This is a genomic window from Kitasatospora sp. NPDC057595 (genome assembly GCF_042800875.1).
In the GTDB taxonomy this organism is placed as follows: Bacteria; Actinomycetota; Actinomycetes; order Streptomycetales; family Streptomycetaceae; genus Kitasatospora.
The window spans coordinates 124,137-141,747 of the sequence record NZ_JBHVGL010000020.1 but is presented as its reverse complement, the minus strand read 5'-3'; the positions used below and the strand labels follow the sequence as shown (position 1 = coordinate 141,747).

The window sequence follows — 17,611 nt, the reverse complement described above, 5'->3', positions numbered from 1 at the left end:
CCGGGGATTTCCCGGAAAAACACCCGCGGGCCCGGATCCAGGAAGGATCCGGGCCCCCTTTCGCGAATCTCCCGCGATTCTCCGGGGCAGGCCCGGAAAACCGGCCCGGCCCCCGGGAATTCCGGGGGCCGGGCCTGCGTCGTCCGCTCCGCCGGGTCAGTCCAGCGGGTCGGGGTCCGGCACGGCCTCCAGCAGCGAGAAGGCCGTCCCGGTCGACACCACCCGGTTCAGCCGGTAGCCACCGCGCCGGAAGACCTCGGCGAACTGCGCCTCGGTCCGCACCTCGCCGCTCATGGTCACCAGCATGACCAGGTCGAAGTTCTTCACGAACCGCGGCACGCCCTCGCGGTGCACCAGCTCGGCCGCGACGAAGCGGGCGCCCGGCGAGGCCTCGCGGCACCGGCGCAGCAGGCGCACCAGCGCCTCGTCCGGCCAGGAGTGCCAGACCTGCTTGGTGACGTACGTGCCGATCCCGGCCGGGACCCCGGCGAAGAAGTCGACCGGCTGGAACTCCAGCCGGCCCTGCTCGGCCAGCTTGGCGACGTCCGGCTGGGTGCGGGCCTGCTCGATCACGCTCGGCAGGTCGGCCAGCACGCCGCGGCCGACGGCCTCGTAGGCGTTCAGGATCGCGGCCAGGTAGGTGCCCTGCCCGCCGCCGAGGTCGCAGACCGCGCCGGCCTCGGCGAAGTCGGGGTACGCGGAGACCAGGGCGTCGGCGAGCGCGTCGGTGAAGTCGGTCATCGCCTGGTTGAAGGTCGCGGCGGCGGCCGGGTTGCGCTGCAGCCAGGGCCAGAGCGCGGTGCCGTGCACCTTCTCGAAGCCGGGCTTGCCGGTCTCCAGACTGTGGTCCAGTGCGCCCCAGGAGGACCAGAGCCACTCGGCGCCGACCATCCGGGCCATCGCGTCCATCGAACCGGGCACACCGGGGCGGAGCAGTTCGGACAGCGCGGTGTTGGCGAAGACACCGGGCTCGGTCTCCTCGAAGACGCCGTCCTCGGACAGCAGCCCGAGCACCTTGGCGAGCGGGCCGGCGGCCACCCCGGCGCGCTCGGCGAGCTCGGCGGCCGGCAGCGGGCCGTCGGCGAGCAGCTCGGCGATCTTGAACTCGGCGGCCAGGGCCAGGCAGCGCGGGGTGGACGGGAACATCAGTTCGGAGAGGAACACCGCGCCGGCCGAGGCAGGGGCGGTCTGGGGAACGGCGGTCATGGGGTGAGGCCTCCCTGCGGGGACCGGGCCGGGGGCGGACGGCGCCCCCGGCCCGAGGGTCAGCGGTCATGGGTGGGCGGGCCGGACGGGCCCGCGCCGGGCGGCCCTGGACGGGCCGGGGCCGCCCGGCGTTCGCACGGGGCCGGGTCTCAGCCCAGCAGGGCGAAGCCGAAGCCGCCGCCCGGGTTGGCCATGAACTTGTTGGTCGGCGGGATCTCGCCGCCGGCGGCGACGCCCACCGCCGGACCGGCCAGCGCGATCCGGCTCGGGGTCGGGACGATCTGGACCTGCCCGGCGGCCAGCTGGCCCCAGTTGTTCCAGCCCCAGCCCTGCACCGAACCGTCGGCCAGCAGCGCCAGCGCGTGCCCGCCGTTGCCGGGGGCCGCGTCGGTGCCGCCACCGCCGGCGGCGATCGCCTTGACGCCGGTCAGGCCGGGCACCGGGGCCGGCACCGCGCGGTCCTCGGTGGTGCCGTCGCCGAGCTGGCCGCCGTCGTTGAGGCCCCAGGCCCAGACGGTGCCGTCGGCCAGCAGCGCCACCGTGTGGTGGTAGGCGCCGACCAGCTGGCTGACCGAGTGCAGGCCGGTGAGCTTCTGCGGGGCGGCACGGTCGACGGTGGTGCCGTCGCCGAGCTGGCCGCGGTCGTTGAAGCCCCAGACCGAGGCGGTGCCGTCGGCGTGCACGACCAGGCTGTGGCCGCCGCCGGCGCTCATCCGGACGACCGGCTCCAGGCCCTCGATCACGGCCGGGCGCGGCCGGCAGTCGAAGGAGGCGGTCATGTACGAGCGGACGATCCGGCCCTCACGGGTCGAGCCGGGACCGTCGCCGAGCTGGCCGCGGTCGTCACGGCCCCAGGACCAGACGGTGCCGTCGGCCTTGAGCGCCAGGTTGTGGGCGCCGCCGACCGCCAGGTCGACGACGTCCTCCAGGCCCTCGACCCGGACCGGGACGGGCTGCACGCCGAAGTTGGCCTCGCCGAGCGCGCAGAAGAAGCCGGCGCCCCAGGCCCAGACGGTGCCGTCCTCCAGCAGGGCGGCACTGTGGCCGCCGCCGGCGCCGGCGGTGCGGACCCGGCCGGGCAGGCCGACGGTCCGCACCGGGGTCGCCTGGTTCTCGGTGGAGCCGTCGCCGAGCTGGCCGAAGGCGTTGCGGCCGAAGCCCCAGAGCTCGCCGTCGGCGGTGATCGCCAGCGCGTGGCCGCTGCCGGCCGCCACCCGGACGACGCCCTCCAGGCTCTTGATCTCCTGTGCGGTGGTCCGGCTGACGGTCCCGCCGTCGCCGAGCTGGCCGTTGGTGTTGTCACCCCAACTGCTGATGATGCCTGCCATGGTGATGCGACCTCTCTCGATCGTCGGGGGGCGGTCAGGCCCAGAACTGGTCGACGGCGTACTGGTCCTCGGGGTAGGTCCAGAACTCGGCGATCAGGCCGTCCTGGATGCGCGCCACGTTGATGAAGGGCATCTCCAGGCTCTTGCCCTCGCGCTCGTAGCGGGTGAACACGGTGGCGAAGGCGAACGAGTCGCTGGCGCCGATCTCGTGGATCTCCATCTGGATGCGGCCCTGGCAGATCTCGAACATCCGGCCGGCGAAGGCCAGCGCGGACTCGATGCCCTCGTGCGCGCCGGACAGCTCGCTGGTGCCCGGGTAGTAGTGCACGCAGTCCTTGGTCCAGTAGCTGGCCGCCTTCTGCACGTCGCCCACGGTGAAGGCGGCGTAGACCGCTTCCATGAGCTTGGCGTTCGGGTGGTCGACGACCTTCATGACTCTCCTCCTGTGCTGGTGCGGTGCGGGGCTGGGCGGTACCGAAAAGGGGTCCGGCGGAGCCGGCGTCCGACGGGGCGTCAGACCGCGGCGCGGCGGACGATGTCGACGAGGGTGGCCCGGTCCGGGGCGGGGAACGGCGGCGGCGAGCCCGCGACCGCCTGCTTGACCCGCAGCCGGATCTCCTCGTCCTCGTACAGGCCGGCCGGGTTGTCGAGCGACATCATGGTGCGGACCAGCCGGCGCCAGACCACCTCGTCGGTGGCGGCCGCCTCGGCGACCGTCCCGAAGGTGAGCACGTCCGGCGGCAGCGGCGGCAGCTGCTGGCCGGCCACGGTGGCCCGCCAGAGCCGGGCGCGGCCCGCGTCGTTGCGGACGGCGTCCTCGAACCACGGGCGGAAGGTCCGCCCGGCCAGACCGGCCGCCAGCGCGGCCTGCTCGGCGTCCGGCTCCGGGTGCTCGCGCACCAGGTCGGCCAGCCCGAGCACGTGCGCGATGGCGAGCGAGACGCCGCGGCCGAACGAGGGGTTGGTGGTGCAGACCGCGTCGGCGACCGGCAGGAAGCCGGGCACCGGCTGCGCGTCCTGGCCGTACAGCTTCAGCGAGTTGTCCAGGCCGCCCATCGCGTGCACCGGCGAGATCGGCACCGAGGCCTCCGGCGACACCCAGGGGGCGAGCAGCGGGGTGGCCCGGACCACCGCGGTGAAGACGTCCTCGGCGCGCATCTGCTTCAGCTCGGCGTCGTCCGGCAGGATGCCGAAGGAGATGGCGAAGGTGTTGTTGTCGCCGAGGAACATCACGCCGGTGTAGTGGTCCCAGAGCCCGCCGGCGCCGAAGCCGCGGTTGAGCGGGCCCACCGGGCGCGGGCCGAGCGCCCGGTAGTAGCGGGTGTAGTAGGTGATGTCGGCGCTGTGCGCGACCAGTTCGGGCTCGGCCAGGCCGTGCTCGCGCAGCCACTCGTGGCCCTGCGAGCGGCGGCCGCTGGCGTCGATCACCAGGTCGGCCTCGACGGTGCGGCCGTCCTTGGTGACCACGCCGGTCACCCGGGCCGGGCCGCGGTCGGCGACGGTCAGGCCGCGCACCGTCTCGCCCCGGCGGAAGGAGATGCCGGGCTTGCGCAGCGCCTCCTGCCGCAGGATCAGCTCGAAGGTGGTGCGCCGGCTGCCGAGCATGCGCAGCTCGGCGTCGGCCGGGTGCGGCGTCTTGTCGGCCAGGGTCGGCGGCATGGCCTTGCCCAGCTCGATCTCCCGGGCGCCGGCCCCGACCAGCGCCTGGTAGACGGACGGCAGCCGGTCGCGCAGCAGGTTGGTGCCGAGCGAGCCGAACGCGTGCGAGTGGTGCAACTGCGGCACGGTCGGCCGCTGCCAGTCGCCGTGCGCGTCGTCGACGGTGTCCGGCGCCTCGTTGCCGTCCCGCTCCAGCACCGTGATGTCGTGCCCCAGGTCGGCGAACGCCAGCGCGGCCACCAGGCCGGCGACGCTGCCGCCGATGATCACTGTCCGTGTCATGACCTCACCCCGCGGTGGTAGCAGTGGAAAGGCCCGCCCGCGGGGTGTCCCGCGAGGTCTCGGCCTTGATGTGGAAACGGATGGACCTGGCCTCGCTGAAGCACTCGCGCATCGGGCGCACCAGGTCCCGGTGCTCCTCGGTCCGCTCCCAGGCGACGAAGTCCTCCAGCGAGCGCCACTCACTGGTGATCAGCCACTGCTCCGGGTCGGTGGAGGACTGGCAGACCTGGTCGCGCAGGTGCCCGGGGACGCCCTCGGCTACCAGGTGACGGATCTGCTCGTACGCCGCGAGGAAGTCCTCCCGGCGCTCCTCCTTGACGGTGATGAGGAAGAGCACGCGGCCCTGTGCCGCGCCCTCGACGACCGGCATGGCGGTCTCCTTCCGGGTCGGTGGGTGGTCGGGTCAGCCGTGGGCGCGCAGCAGGACGGCGCTGTTGAAGCCGTCGAAGCCGCGGGCGCCGATCAGCGCGGTGCGCACCTCGCTGGCCTGCTCCTCGCGGACGAAGGGGAGGTCGCAGCCGTCCGCCGGGCGGGCCGGGCCCGCCGAGGGCGGGATCAGGCCGTAGTCCATGGCGAGCACGGCGGTGGCGGCGTCCAGGGCGCTGCCGCCCTGGTAGAGCCGGCCGGTGAGCGGCTTCTGGGTGGTGACGGCGGCCGGGCCGGCCGGGCCGAACACCGCGCGCAGCGCCTCCGCCTCGGTGCGGTCGTAGCCGGGCACGCCCACCGCGTCGGGGAAGGCGACGTCGACGTCCCCGGGGGTGAGGCCGGCCCGTTCGACCGCGGTGCCGAGCGCGCGGGCGTACTGGCGGACCGAGCCGGTGGCGGTCCGGGTGGCGGCGACGGCGTCCTGGGTGGCGGCCCAGCCGGCGATCTCGGCGCGGATCCTGGCGCCGCGGGCGAGCGCGTGCTCCAGGTCCTCGACGATGAACACCGCGCCGCCCTCGCCGGGCACGTAACCGCCGGCCCGCTCGTCGAACGGCAGGTAGGCGGCGGCCGGGTCGGTGCCGGTGTACAGCCGGCCGCTGCGCTGCTGGCAGGCGAGCGCGTACGGGCCGAGCGGTGCCTCGGTGCCGCCGGCGAGCACCACGTCGGCGCCCCGGCGGATCAGCCGGGCGGCGTGCGCCAGCGAGTCCAGGCCGCCGGCGCCCTCCGAGACGAGCACGCTGGACGGGCCCTTGGCCTGGTGCCGGATGGCCAGCTGCCCGACGGTCGCGGCGTAGAACCAGGCGATGGACTGGTAGGCGCCGACGGTCCGCGAGGTGTCCGGCTGCCAGAGCCGCTGGAGCTCGCGCTGGCCGAACTGGTTGCCGCCGGAGGAGCTGGCCAGGGCCACCGAGAGCTTGTAGGGCTCGACCGTGGACGGGTCCAGCTCGGCCTCGCCGAGGGCCAGTTCGGCCGCCGCGTAGGCGAGGTGGGTCCACCGGTCGGTCTGCACCTGGAGCCGGCGCTCGACGTAGCGGTTGACGTCGAAGTCCGGGACCTCGCCGGCCAGCGTGGTCTCGTACGGGCCGGCGTCGAAGAGCGTGATCGGGCCGATCCGGCTCTCGCCGCCGCAGACCGTCTTCCAGTGCGCCTCGCTGCCGATGCCGCTCGGCGCGACCACGCCGATGCCGGTGATGACCGCGCGTCGGGTGCTCATCGGCCCCTCCCCAGCTTGGCGAAGAGCATCGCGGACTGGAAGCCGCCGAAGCCGCTCCCGACCGAGAGCGCCGCGTCCACCCGCACCTCGCGGGCGGTGTTGGGGGTGTAGTCGAGGTCGCACTCCGGGTCGCGGTTCTGCCAGTTGGCGGTCGGCGGGACGACCCCGCGCTCGACGGCCAGCGCGCAGGCGGCCATCTCGATCGCGCCGATCGCGCCCAGCGAGTGGCCGACCATCGACTTGATCGAGCTGATCGGCACCCCGTAGGCGGCGTGGCCGAGCGAGCGCTTGAAGGCGCCGGTCTCGTGCCGGTCGTTCTGGCGGGTCCCGGAGCCGTGGGCGCTGATGTAGCGGACGTCCTCGGGGTTGAAGCGGGCCTGGCGCAGGGTGTCGTTGATGGCCTCGGACATCTCCAGGCCGTCCGGGCGCAGACCGGTCATGTGGAAGGCGTTGCCGCGGTTGGCGTAGCCGACCACCTCGCAGTAGATCCGGGCGCCGCGCCGGCGGGCGTGCTCCAGCTCCTCCAGGACGAGCACCGCGCAGCCCTCGCCGAGCACGAAGCCGTGCCGGTCCCGGTCGAACGGCCGGGAGGCGTGCTCCGGGTCGTCGTTGTCCGGGGTGGTGGCCCGGATGGCGTCGAAGGAGGCGACGGTGACCGGGGAGATCGGCGAGTCCGAGGCCCCGGTGATCATCACCTCGGCCTCGCCGTCCAGCAGCAGCTGGTAGGCGTGGCCGATGGCGTCGATGCCGGAGGTGCAGCCGGTGGAGACGACCACCGCCGGGCCGTGCGCCCCGTGCCGCACCGCCACGTCGGCGGCCAGGCTGCTGGGGATCAGGCCCTGGTAGAGGAACGGGCTGGTGACGTCCGGGTCCACCAGCCACTTGCGGCCGGAGTCGCTGGCGACGACGAACTCGTCCTCCAGGACGATGGTGCCGCCGACCGCCGAGCCGAGCACCACGCCGGTGGCCTCCCGGGTGCGCTCGTCGAGCTCCAGGCCGGCGTCCAGCACCGCCTCCTGGGAGGCGGCGAGCGCGAACTGCACGTAGCGGTCGGCGCGGCGCAGCTCCAGCGGGGTCAGTCCGGCGGCGGCGCCGTCGAAGTCGGCCTCGGCGGCGATCTGCGAGCGGAACGCCGAGGCGTCGAAGGCGGAGATCCGGCGGGTCGCGGTGCGGCCCGAGGTGATGAGGTCCCAGAAGGTCTCCCGGGTGGTGCCGCCGGGCGCCACCACACCGATCCCGGTGACCACCACCCGGCGGGCACCCGTGGTGGGGAAGGCGGTCATCGCTCCCCCAGCACTATGTGGGCGTCCGCCGTGGTCCCCGGGCCGTCCTCGGTGTCGACGTGGCCGAGCTCGGGGGACGGTGCCAGCGGGCCGAGGTGGAAGACCGCGAAGGCCTCCTCCGAGCCGGTGTTGCGCAGCCGGTGCCGGACGTCCTTGGGGATGACCAGGCCCTGGCCGGCGAACAGCTCGAAGGGCTTGTCGTCGAGGTCGAGGGTCAGCTCGCCGCGGATGAGGAGCAGGAACTCCTCGCTGTACGGGTGGTAGTGCTCGCTGATCCGCTCCCCCGGCTGGAGCCGGGCGATCCCCATGAAGCCGGAGGTCGAGCCGACGGTGCCGGGCGAGAGCACCGCGCGGGTCTCGCCGCCGCGCTTGCGGTTGGCGGGGACGTCGTCGGCGGCGATGATGCGGATGTTCCTGGCGGCCACGGCGCTCACTCCTTCTCGGCGGTGTTCGGGGCTACGGCGTTCGGGTCGGCCGTGTTCGGGTCGGCCGCGAGGGCCTCGACCTTGGCCTTGATGACCTCCAGCTGGACGGGCGAGTTGGTGTTCAGCCGGTCGGTCATGCCCTGGTCGTCGACCGGGGCGGTGGGCTTCATCGCGAAGTCCTGGATCCAGGTCATCCGGGTGCCGCCGCCGGGCAGCTCCTCGTAGCGCCAGTGGATCTGCATGTAGGCGAACGGGCCGGTCTCCACCCGGTGGGCGTGGACGGTGCGGTCGGCGACGTTGACGGTGCGGTCGCTGACCCAGCTCCAGATCCGGCCCTCCTCGTCCGGGTGCATGGTGAGCCGGAAGCGGACGGTCTCGCCGCGCCGCTCGACGATCTCGGCGGACGCGTACTCGGTGAACAGCTCCGGCCAGCCGGCGACGTCGTTGGTGACGTCCCAGACGAGCTTGAGCGGGGCCTGGATGACGATGCCGTTCTCGGTGTGCCCGGCCATCCTCAGCCCACCGCCCCGGCGGTCTGAAGCTCGGCGACGATCTGGTCGACGCTGAGGGCGACGGCGCCGTCCGGGACCTTCAGGCCGTAGCGGTCGGCGATCACCGCCTCCAGCTCCAGAACGGCGAGCGAGTCGAGGCCGAGCTCCTCCAGGGGGACGTGCCGGGAGCCCTCGAAGACGTCCGGCGCCGCGCCGGCGCTGGTGATGAGGACGTTCTCGATCTCCTCCGCGGTGACGACGACCGTCGTCCCGCCGGCCTGGTGGTCGGTCATGGTGCTGCCTCTTTTCTCCGGTGTAGGGACTGCTCCTGGGCCGCACGGCCGGCCGGGGTGAACGGGCCCCGGGTCGGCCGGCGCCGCCTGCGGAGGGCGGGCTCAGCGACCGCCGTTGCCGGGCTCCCAGGTGTAGAAGCACCGGGCGACCGCGTCCTGCGGCGAACGCCAGGTGGGCAGGTAGGGGGAGATGAACGGGGTGAGCCGTTCGCTGACCCGGCCGAACTCCGGGTGCCGGCGGGCGGCCTCGACCGCCTCCGGTCCGGGGTCGTCGGTCTCCAGCAGGTGGACGTAGGCGTCGCCGAGCAGGTACAGCGAGCGGTGGGTGACGCCGGCGAGCCGGGGCAGTTCGGTCTCGTCCGACTCGCCGAAGACGCGGGCGACGTCGCCCTCCGCTCCGGGCACCATCCGGGCGATGATCAGGGTGCGGTGCATGCGGACTCCCCTCGGGCTGGTTCGGGTGGTTGGGGCTGCCGGGCCGCGGGACCGTGCAGCCTCGGGCCGCTCAGTGCTGCGGGCGGCTCAGTGCTGCGGGCCGCTCAGTGCTGCGGGCGGCCGACCGGCTGGATGGCGCCGATGTCGAGCAGGATCCGGGGCACGTTGTCGCCGATCCAGGACTCGACGACCCGGCCGTCGACGACCCGGTGGCACGACATCTCGTGCACGGTGACCGGCTTGCCGGTGGGCGGGATGTCGAACAGCTGCCCCTGGTGGGTGCCGCGGGTGGTGAACCGGGCGTAGACGCGGTCACCGTCGCCGGCCACGTCCTCGACGGTCACGTGGACGTCCGGGAAGGCGTTGCGCCACAGCAGCACGGCCTGGCGGAAGGAGTCCGGGCCGGGCGGCATCGGGGGCAGGCCGGGGGCGTGCACCACGTAGTCCTCGGCGAAGCGGTCGCCGATGGCGGCGAGGTCGCCGTCGTTGAACGCCCGCTCGGTCAGGTCGCGGATGAGGGCCTTGTTGGCCTCCACCGCACTCTCGTTGGACGAGGTCATGACAGTCCTTTGCTCGGCGGACGGCCCGGCCGGCACACGGCCGGGGGCGGGTCCGGGGAAGGAAGGAGCGGTTGGGGGGTCGGGTCAGAGCAGCGAGGCGAGCACGAAGCAGGCCGCGGCGCCGATCGCGCCCATGGTCCGGGTCTCGTGCGCCAGGTGCCAGCGGCGGCGCTTGCCGCGCCACGCGGCGTCGCTGTCGCGGTACGGGCTCCAGCGCTCGATCTGGCGCCAGATCGGGCGGTTGACGCCCTCGGAGGCGACCGCGACGGTCGCCATGCCGACGGTGCCGGCCGCGTACAGCACCTTGGCCACCTTGTTCTCCGAACGGACCGCCTTGGTCGCGCCGACGGCGGCGGTGGCGAGGCCGTTCCAGAAGGCGATCGGGTGGAACACGTGCATGTCGATGAGCTGGCAGGTGTTGACGTACCGGTCGTAGGGAAGCGAGTTCAGCATCGGCAGGATCGAGGTCTTCATGATCCACAAGGTGCCGAGCTGGACGCTGGACGACGTCACCAGCCAGGTGTCCGTGTTGTCCTTCATGTCCTTCATATCGATTCCTCGAATCGATCGGGGATCGCGGGACGTCCGCCGCGACGGTGCGGCGGACCGGGGCAGGGTCGCCCACTTCGAGAGAGCGGGACCCCGGGGACCGGGGCATCTCGGCCCCCGGGGCGCCCCGCCGCCTCATCCTTGCCGCCGGGCGGTCCCAGTGTCAGGAGGCATCCGTCTCCACCGGGCTGGGACGTCGCCCGGCCGCCCACGGACCGAATCCCGGCCGTCCCGGGCGGTTCGCCCAGTCCGTTCGTTGCACCAACCTGCCGCCCACCGGGCCGTGTTGACGCACCCACCGACCGCACCCTACGGTGCGAGCGGGCACTCACTCACCGAGTGCCCGGGGCCCGTGACCACCCCCGCCGCGCCGACCGGCCGGCGGCCGTCCCAGGAGGTGCCGAGCCGATGACGATCGATGTGCACGGCCACATCACGTCGCCCGAACTCTTCCGCCGCTTCCCCATGCCGCCGAGCCTCGCCGACGTCGACGGCATGGTCGAGCTCAAGGCGGCGGCCGGGATCACCACGTCCCTGGTCGGCAGTCCCGTCGGCGCGGGCACCATGGTGCGCACGCCCGGCCTGGACAACTACCGCCAGCCACTGGACACCCTCGAACGCTTCCACGACTGGCTCGGCGAGCAGGTCCGCGCCCGGCCCACCGCGCTGCGCGGCTACGTCTACACCAACCCGCTCGGCTCCGACGCCGAACTCGCCGCCGCCGCCAAGCGGTTGGAGCAGGACGAATTCGTCGGACTGATGGTCAACTCCTCCGTCGCCGGACGGTTCCTGGACACCCCGCAGGCCGACGCCTTCTTCGCGATGGCCGCCCAGCACCGCACCCCGGTGATGCTGCACCCGCCGGCCGAACCGGCCGGGGCCGGGGAACTGGACGACCTGCGACTGGTCGAGCAGATCGCCCGGCCGTGCGACGTCACGCTCGGGACGGCGGCGGTGCTGTTCGCCGGCTGGCTGGAGAAGTACCCGGAGCTGCGGATCGTCGCCCCGGTCTGCGGCGGCGGGCTGCCGCTGCTGCTGGAGCGGCTGGAGCTGGCCCGGCGGATGCCGGTCACCTTCGGACGGCCGGGCGGTGCTCCCGGGGGCGGCCCGGGCGGCGCTCCCGGCGGGCCGCCGCCGGGGGTCGGCGGGCCCGGAGCGAGCGGCCCCGGCGGTCCCGGCGGACCTGGGACGGCCGGGCCGGGCGGACCCGCCGTACCGCCGCTCGCCGAGGCGCTGCGCCGGGTGTACGTCGACACCGCGACCCCGAGCCTGCGGGCCGTGGCCGCCGCCGTCGACGCCTTCGGGGCCGGCAACGTCATGTTCGGCACCGACTCCCCGCCGATGAGCGCGCCGCTGGACGCCTCGCTGGCCCGGCTGGGCGGCCTCGGCCTGGACGCCGCCACCGTCGCGCGGATCCGGCACGACAACGCCGCCGAGCTGTTCGGCCTGCCGGGCTCGACCGCCGCGGCCTGAGCACGTCTGACGCTCCGTCAGAGCATCCGCATTCACCGACACGCGACAGGGAGGTGCTGCCATGACGGCAGCCGCACCGACCCAACCGCCCGGCCCGCCCCAGGGCTTCGGCGGACCACCCCCGGGCGTCGGCGGCCCGCCCCCGGGGATCGGCGGCCCGCCCGGCGCCGCCGCACCGCCCCGGCCCGCGCCCGAACGCGTCCCCGCCGAACGGGAGTTCCTCGGCTGCCGGGTCCTGCTGGTCGGCGGCTACGGCAGCATCGGCGCGGCCGTGGCGGCGGACCTCGCCGCCCGGGGCGCCAAGGTCGCCGTCGCCGGCCGCTCGCTGAAGAAGGCCGAGGAGGCCGCCGAACGGCTGAACCCGCTGGCCGCCCGCGGCGGCACGGTCGCCCCGCACGCCGTGGACGTCGCCGACCGCGCCGACGTCGACCGGCTGGTGGACGCGGTGACGGCCGACTGGGGCGGCGTCGACGTCCTGGTGAACTGCGCCAGCGCGCTGGTCACCGTCGGCGCCGAGACCATCTCCGAGGAGGACTGGCGCACCATCGTCGACACCAACCTGCTGGGCGCCTTCTGGCTCTCCCAGTCGGTCGGCCGGGCGATGATCGCGGCCGGCGGCGGCCGGATCGTCCACCTCTCCTCGGTGCGCGGCAAGTTCGGCGCCCGGCGCGGCTTCAGCGCCTACGGTGCCAGCAAGGCCGGCCTGGACCTGCTGGTCAAGCAGCTGGCCGCCGAATGGGGCCGGCACGGGATCGCGGTGAACGCCGTCGCCCCCGGCTTCGTGCGCACCGACTTCGTCCAGGAGAACGCCGGCAACCCGGAGTTCATGCGGATGGTGCTCGGCCGGATCCCGCTCGGCCGCACCGCCGAACTGCACGAGGTGGCGGACGCCGTCACCTTCCTCGCCTCGCCGCGGGCCGGCTTCGTCACCGGCCAGGTGCTGTACGTGGACGGCGGCGTCACCGCCAGCCAGTGACCCCCGCGCCTTCCCACCCACCGACGGGCCGAGCCCGGCCCCGAACCGTCAGGAGACGATCCATGAGCACGTGGCACGCGCTGTACTACCCGCTGCTGCCGGGCAGCGAGGACATCGTCAAGGACCTCTTCCGCAAGAGCGGCCGCCCGGACTTCGACGTCAAGGCGCCCGACGGCACCGTCGTCGGCAAGCTCCTCGGCACCCAGGCCTTCGTGGGCCGGGAACTGGCCGTCCGGGTGATCGAGATCGAGGGCCCGCTGCCGCTGGTGGCCGCGCACATGAGCCAGCAGCCCGCCGTCCGCGAGTTCGAGCGGGAGCTGGAGAAGCACCTCGCCGTTCCCCGCGACATGACCAGCCGGGAGGGCGCGCAGGCCTTCTTCCGGCTGGCCTCGATGGAGAACGTGCTCTCCCGCCGCCACGACCAGCCGATCGAGGGTGAGTGAGATGAAGGTCGGAATCGGACTGCCGACCTCGCTGGCCGGCGCGGCCGGCGCCGACGTGGTCGCCTGGGCCCGGCTCGCCGAGGAAGCCGGGTTCTCCACCCTCGGCACCATCGACCGCCTGGTGCACACCAGTTGGGAGCCGCTCACCACGCTGGCCGCGGCCGCCGCGGTGACCGAGCGGATCGGTCTGGCGACCAGCATCCTCATCTCGCCGCTGCGCGCCAACACCGCGCTGCTGGCCAAGCAGGCGGCCACCGTGGACCGGCTCTCCGGCGGGCGGCTGACCCTCGGCCTGGCGGTCGGCTCGCGCCAGGACGACTTCGAGGTCGGGCAGGTCGAGAAGACCGGCCGCGGCGCCCGGACCGGCACCCAGGTGGCCCAGCTGCGCCGGCACTGGGCCGACGCGCAGTCCGGCCGCGAGCCGGCGGTCGGTCCGGCCCCGGTCCGGCCGGACGGACCGGAGCTGATCCTGGGCGGGCACTCGCCGGCCGCGCTGCGGCGGGCGGCCCGGCTGGCCGACGGCTGGATCGGCGGCGGCACCGGACCGGTGATGTTCGCCCAGGGCGCCCAGGCGCTGCGCGAGCAGTGGGCCGCCGAGGGGCGGACCGGGGCGCCGCGGCTGGTGGCGCTGGCGTACTTCGCGCTCGGCGAGGACGCCGGCAAGCACACCGAGGGCTATCTGCGGTCCTACTACCGGGACGCCGGGCCGTTCGTCGACCACATCCTGCGCGGTGCGGCCGACAACCCCGGCAAGCTGCGCGGGATCGTCGGCAAGTACGCCGAGGCGGGCTGCGACGAGCTGCTGCTGATGCCGTGCGCCGGTGACCTCGGCCAGGTCACGGCGGCGGCCCAGGTCCTGGGGCTCCAGGGCTGAACCGCGGTACGACGGGCAGGGGCGGACGGCATCCAGCCGTCCGCCCCTGCGCCGTTCCCGCCGCCGCCGTCCCCGGAAGGCGAAGAGCCCGCCGCCCGGTACTGCTCACCGGGCGGCGGGCGGTCTTCGGTTCACCGCCTCAGCGGGACTTGCCACGGCCCTTCGCGGGCGCCGCGGGGCGGTCGGCCGGGGCGAGCGTACGCCAGAGCTGGCGGACGAAGGCCTCGGCCTCGCGCAGCGCCTCCGAACCGCCGGCCGGGCTGGCGAACACGCCCCCGTAGGCGGCCAGGTAGCAGGCGCCGAGCAGGAGCTGGGCCGCCGCCACCGGGTCGGCGTCCCGGCTGACCAGATCGGCCCGCTGGGCCCGCCGCAGGTAGTCGGCCAGCAGCTCGGAGGCCCGGTGCGGCCCCGCGTTGTTGGCCTGCATCCACTCCCGGTGGCGGTCGAGCAGCTTGGGTTCGGCGAAGACCGACAGCAGCATCGGCATCGACTCCCGGTAGAAGGCGAGCGCCTCCTCGGCCACCTGCTGCAGGGCCGCCCGGACCTCGCCCTCGCTGGTGACCTCCTCCGGCAGCGCCCGCAGCACCGGCAGCAGGCCGGGCAGCCGCTCGGCGAGGACGGCCAGGAAGACGTCCTCCTTGCTGCGGAAGTGCCGGTAGATGGTGCCCTCGGAACAGCCCGCCACCTCGGCGATCTCCTTGGTGGTGCAGCGGGCCAGGCCGAGGTCCCGGATCACCCGCTCGGCGGCGTCGACGATCTGCTCGCGCATACTCATGAAGGCTCCGAGGGAACGGGGCGGCCGGTTGCGAACCGGTCCGCGGCTGCGGAGGGGTACCCGAAGGATAGCGTGCAGGTGAGTGCCCGCTCACAGGTTTCGACCAGTACGCCGGCCCCACCGCCCACGAAGGGCGACGGGGCCGGCGAAGGAAGCGGCGGCACCGGTCAGCGCGGCGGCCCGGCGGGCCCGCCCGGCCCGGGCGGCGGCCCGACCAGCTGCACGCCGAGCGGCTCCAGCGCGCCGAGCAGCCGGGCGAAGTCCGGCGGGCCCTGCAGCGGCGGCGGCAGCTCCAGGCTGGTGGCCGGCTCGCCGGTCTGGAAGAACCACTCCTCGAACCCGGCCGGGGTGCCCAGCACCAGGAACCTGGTCCCCTCGGTCTCCACCCGGTACTGGTGGGCGATGCCGCGCGGCGCGAAGACCGTCGCGCCCGGACCGACCTTGTGCTCGTCGTCGCCGATCCGCAGCACCATCTCACCCTCCTGGACGATGAAGAACTCGTCCTCGCGGGTGTGCAGGTGGACCGGCGAGGCGTAGCCCGCCGGGGACAGCTGCTCGGCGAGCCAGAACTGCCCGTTGGTCTCGGCGCCGGTCGCCTTGAACTTGAGCAGCGCGCCCACGTGCCAGATGGCGCGGCCCTCGTCGGGCTGCTTCACGAACGGTTGGGACGTCACTCGGTTCCTCCTCGGTCGGCGGGCCCGGACCCGGGCCCGGCAGCACAGCGGTACGGAAACTGATGGATCGTCGTTGCGGCGGTACGGCGGTACGGCGTTGCGGCAGTGCGGCAGTGCGGGGGCGGTACGGCGCTCAGGCCGCGCTCCGCACCGACCCGGTGGCCCGCACGGCGGCCGCCACCTGGTCCGGCCCGGGGGCGAAGGCGTCCTCCAGCTCGGGGCTGAACGGCACCGGCGCGTGCGGCCCGGTGACCATCCTGATCGGCCCGCGCAGCGCGGAGAAGCGGTCCTGCGCGACCTGCGCGGCGATGTCGGTGGCCAGGCTGCAGCGGGGGTGGGCCTCGTCGACCACGACCAGCCGCCCGGTGCGCTCCACGCTGCCGTAGATGGTCGAGGTGTCCAGCGGGGACAGCGTCCGCGGGTCGATCACCTCGATCTGCACGCCCTCGGCGGCGAGCTGCTCGGCGGCGGCGAGCGCGACCGAGACCATCCGGCCGATCGCGACCACCGTGCAGTCCGTCCCCGGCCGGACCACCTTGGCCGAGCCGAACGGGATCGCGTAGGGCTCCTCGGGGACGCCGCCGGGCACGAAGTAGAGCATCTTGTGCTCCAGGAACAGCACCGGGTCGTCGTCCACCAGCGCCTGCGCCATCAGCCCCTTGGCGTCGTACGGGTTGGACGGCGCGACCACCTTGAGGCCGGGCAGGTGCACGAAGAGCGGGTGCAGCGCCTGCGAGTGCTGGGCACCGCGGCGCAGGCCGGTGCCCCACATCGCGCGCAGCACCAGCGGGACCGAGATCCGGCCGCCGGCCATGTAGCGCAACTTGGCCGCCTGGTTGGCGATCTGGTCGAAGCAGACGGTGGCGAAGTCGACGAAGAGCAGGTCGACCACCGGGCGCAGGCCGGTCGCGGCGGCGCCGACCGCGGCGCCGACGAAGGCGGCCTCGGTGATCGGCATGTCGAGCACGCGGTCCGGGAATTCGAGGTGCAGGCCCTTGGTCGGGCCCCAGGCGTTGGTGCTGTCCTCGCCCATGAGGACCACCGAGCGGTCGAAGCGCATCTGCTGGGTCAGCGCCTCGCCGATCGCCTGCTGGTACGTGATGGTGCGCACGTGGATCCCTCCTCCGGTGCGGTCAGCGGGTGTAGACGTGGTCGAGCAGGCTGCGCGGGTCGGCCGTGAAGGGCTCGGCGGCGGCCACGACGGCGGCCTCGACGAGCGCGGTGGCGTCCCGGTCGAGCCGATCGAGCTCGAAGGCGGCGGGTCCGGCCACGGTGCCGTCGGCGATCCGCGAGCGGAGCAACAGCAGCGGGTCGGACTCGGTGCGCAGCCGCTCCGGGTCGGCGCCCGGGCGGTAGGACTGGTCGTCCCACAGCTCCATGTGGCCGTGGAAGCGCTCGGCCCGGAACTCCAGCACGGTCGGGCCCTCGCCGGCCCGGGCGCGGCGCACGGCCTCGGTGGTGGCGGCGTGCACGGCGAGCACGTCGTAGCCGTCGACCACCTCGCCGGGGATCCCGAAGCCGGCCGCGCGCTGGGCCATGTCGGTGCCGGAGAAGTGCCGGTCGGCGGGGGTCGCCTGGGCGTAGCCGTTGTTCTCGACGGCGAAGATCACCGGCAGGTCGAGCATCCGGGCGAGCACCAGGCTCTCCAGCACGGCCCCCTGGTTGGCGCCGCCGTCGCCGGTGAAGGCCACCGCGACCTGCCCGGTGCCCTGCTGGCGTGCCGTCAGTGCCGCGCCGCAGGCGAGCGGGACGCCGCCGCCGGCCAGGCCGTTGGCGCCGAGCATGCCGCGGTCGAAGTCCGCGATGTGCATCGAGCCGCCCTTGCCACCGCAGATCCCGTCGGGCCGGCCGTGCAGCTCCTTCATCATCGCCTCGACGTCGCAGCCCTTGGCGATGGCGTGGCCGTGGCCGCGGTGGGTGCTGGCGAGGTAGTCGTCGGGGGCGAGGGCCGCGCACACGCCGGCGGCGACGGCCTCCTGCCCGCTGTAGAGGTGGACCGCGCCGGGGAGGCTCTTCGCCAGGCCGTGCAGGCGGTCCTCGAAGGCCCGGATCACACTCATCGTCCGGTAGATCTCGGCGATCTGATCGAGCGTCAGATCGGTGGTGCGGGATGTGCCCATGGGGTCGCCTCCTCGGCTCTCCGGGGGACGCCGGCGGGGCGCCGCGCGCCTCGTTCGCCGGTCGTGCTGTGGCCCGACTCCATGAGGGTAAGTGCTCACTCACATGGGTGCAACCAAGTGTCCGAA

General features: G+C 74.1%; 21 protein-coding genes. 4 read left to right on the top strand and 17 right to left on the bottom strand.

Annotated features, from left to right (window positions below):
- Window positions 1-156: 156 nt before the first annotated feature.
- The 13 genes from ACFU9E_RS27100 to ACFU9E_RS27040 form a co-directional block, all read right to left on the bottom strand.
- On the bottom strand, window positions 157-1,206 hold the full coding sequence (locus ACFU9E_RS27100; RefSeq protein WP_380690391.1) for an ArsR family transcriptional regulator: 1,050 nt from the start codon (window positions 1,204-1,206) through the stop codon (window positions 157-159).
- A 149-nt stretch (window positions 1,207-1,355) separates the two neighbouring features.
- A complete protein-coding gene (locus ACFU9E_RS27095; protein ID WP_380715416.1) occupies window positions 1,356-2,534 on the bottom strand; it encodes an RCC1 domain-containing protein in 1,179 nt (392 codons plus the stop codon).
- 34 nt (window positions 2,535-2,568) lie between these two features.
- Window positions 2,569-2,967 (bottom strand): nuclear transport factor 2 family protein, encoded by a 399-nt coding sequence (locus ACFU9E_RS27090; protein WP_380684792.1) that lies wholly within the window; start codon window positions 2,965-2,967, stop codon window positions 2,569-2,571.
- 80 nt (window positions 2,968-3,047) lie between these two features.
- A complete protein-coding gene (locus tag ACFU9E_RS27085; RefSeq protein ID WP_380684791.1) occupies window positions 3,048-4,475 on the bottom strand; it encodes an FAD-dependent oxidoreductase in 1,428 nt (475 codons plus the stop codon).
- Window positions 4,476-4,479: 4 nt separating this feature from the next.
- Window positions 4,480-4,845, bottom strand: a complete 366-nt coding sequence (locus ACFU9E_RS27080; protein WP_355364958.1) for an antibiotic biosynthesis monooxygenase family protein — start codon at window positions 4,843-4,845, stop codon at window positions 4,480-4,482.
- A 33-nt stretch (window positions 4,846-4,878) separates the two neighbouring features.
- Window positions 4,879-6,114 (bottom strand): beta-ketoacyl synthase N-terminal-like domain-containing protein, encoded by a 1,236-nt coding sequence (locus ACFU9E_RS27075; RefSeq protein WP_380684790.1) that lies wholly within the window; start codon window positions 6,112-6,114, stop codon window positions 4,879-4,881.
- Window positions 6,111-7,397: a beta-ketoacyl-[acyl-carrier-protein] synthase family protein gene (locus ACFU9E_RS27070; protein WP_380684789.1), complete on the bottom strand. Its 1,287-nt coding sequence runs from the start codon at window positions 7,395-7,397 to the stop codon at window positions 6,111-6,113. Before ACFU9E_RS27070 ends, ACFU9E_RS27075 begins: the two co-directional genes overlap by 4 nt.
- Window positions 7,394-7,822: a cupin domain-containing protein gene (locus ACFU9E_RS27065; protein ID WP_355364967.1), complete on the bottom strand. Its 429-nt coding sequence runs from the start codon at window positions 7,820-7,822 to the stop codon at window positions 7,394-7,396. Before ACFU9E_RS27065 ends, ACFU9E_RS27070 begins: the two co-directional genes overlap by 4 nt.
- 5 nt (window positions 7,823-7,827) lie before the next feature.
- The gene (locus ACFU9E_RS27060; RefSeq protein WP_380684788.1) at window positions 7,828-8,334 is read right to left on the bottom strand and encodes an SRPBCC family protein; all 507 of its coding nucleotides are present in this window, start codon (window positions 8,332-8,334) and stop codon (window positions 7,828-7,830) included.
- 2 nt (window positions 8,335-8,336) lie between these two features.
- Window positions 8,337-8,606: an acyl carrier protein gene (locus tag ACFU9E_RS27055; RefSeq protein WP_380684787.1), complete on the bottom strand. Its 270-nt coding sequence runs from the start codon at window positions 8,604-8,606 to the stop codon at window positions 8,337-8,339.
- A 102-nt stretch (window positions 8,607-8,708) separates the two neighbouring features.
- Window positions 8,709-9,041 carry a TcmI family type II polyketide cyclase gene (locus ACFU9E_RS27050; protein WP_355364976.1) on the bottom strand — a complete coding sequence of 111 codons (333 nt, stop codon included), beginning with the start codon at window positions 9,039-9,041 and terminating at the stop codon, window positions 8,709-8,711.
- A gap of 104 nt (window positions 9,042-9,145) precedes the next feature.
- Complete coding sequence (locus tag ACFU9E_RS27045; RefSeq protein WP_380684786.1) at window positions 9,146-9,601, bottom strand: ester cyclase; 456 nt, start codon at window positions 9,599-9,601, stop codon at window positions 9,146-9,148.
- 84 nt (window positions 9,602-9,685) lie between these two features.
- Window positions 9,686-10,150, bottom strand: a complete 465-nt coding sequence (locus ACFU9E_RS27040; protein ID WP_355364982.1) for a hypothetical protein — start codon at window positions 10,148-10,150, stop codon at window positions 9,686-9,688.
- Between the two features lie 408 nt (window positions 10,151-10,558).
- Between ACFU9E_RS27040 and ACFU9E_RS27035 the strand changes: the two genes are divergently transcribed.
- From ACFU9E_RS27035 to ACFU9E_RS27020, 4 genes are all read left to right on the top strand, one after another.
- The gene (locus tag ACFU9E_RS27035; protein WP_380684785.1) at window positions 10,559-11,623 is read left to right on the top strand and encodes an amidohydrolase family protein; all 1,065 of its coding nucleotides are present in this window, start codon (window positions 10,559-10,561) and stop codon (window positions 11,621-11,623) included.
- Between the two features lie 61 nt (window positions 11,624-11,684).
- Window positions 11,685-12,599 (top strand): SDR family NAD(P)-dependent oxidoreductase, encoded by a 915-nt coding sequence (locus tag ACFU9E_RS27030; protein ID WP_380684784.1) that lies wholly within the window; start codon window positions 11,685-11,687, stop codon window positions 12,597-12,599.
- 62 nt (window positions 12,600-12,661) lie between these two features.
- Window positions 12,662-13,042 (top strand): SchA/CurD-like domain-containing protein, encoded by a 381-nt coding sequence (locus tag ACFU9E_RS27025; protein WP_355364991.1) that lies wholly within the window; start codon window positions 12,662-12,664, stop codon window positions 13,040-13,042.
- 1 nt (window position 13,043) lies between these two features.
- Window positions 13,044-13,916: an LLM class flavin-dependent oxidoreductase gene (locus ACFU9E_RS27020; protein ID WP_380684783.1), complete on the top strand. Its 873-nt coding sequence runs from the start codon at window positions 13,044-13,046 to the stop codon at window positions 13,914-13,916.
- Window positions 13,917-14,055: 139 nt separating this feature from the next.
- Here the strand turns inward: ACFU9E_RS27020 and ACFU9E_RS27015 are convergent, their stop codons facing one another.
- From ACFU9E_RS27015 to ACFU9E_RS27000, 4 genes are all read right to left on the bottom strand, one after another.
- A complete protein-coding gene (locus ACFU9E_RS27015) occupies window positions 14,056-14,691 on the bottom strand; it encodes a TetR/AcrR family transcriptional regulator (protein ID WP_380687927.1) in 636 nt (211 codons plus the stop codon).
- 167 nt (window positions 14,692-14,858) lie between these two features.
- Entirely contained in the window at window positions 14,859-15,365 is a 507-nt protein-coding gene (locus tag ACFU9E_RS27010) for a quercetin 2,3-dioxygenase (RefSeq protein WP_380687929.1), read from the bottom strand.
- Between the two features lie 133 nt (window positions 15,366-15,498).
- Window positions 15,499-16,476, bottom strand: coding sequence for an alpha-ketoacid dehydrogenase subunit beta (locus tag ACFU9E_RS27005; protein WP_380687931.1), 978 nt, complete (start codon window positions 16,474-16,476; stop codon window positions 15,499-15,501).
- Between the two features lie 22 nt (window positions 16,477-16,498).
- Window positions 16,499-17,485 carry a thiamine pyrophosphate-dependent dehydrogenase E1 component subunit alpha gene (locus ACFU9E_RS27000; protein WP_380687934.1) on the bottom strand — a complete coding sequence of 329 codons (987 nt, stop codon included), beginning with the start codon at window positions 17,483-17,485 and terminating at the stop codon, window positions 16,499-16,501.
- Window positions 17,486-17,611 lie beyond the last annotated feature (126 nt).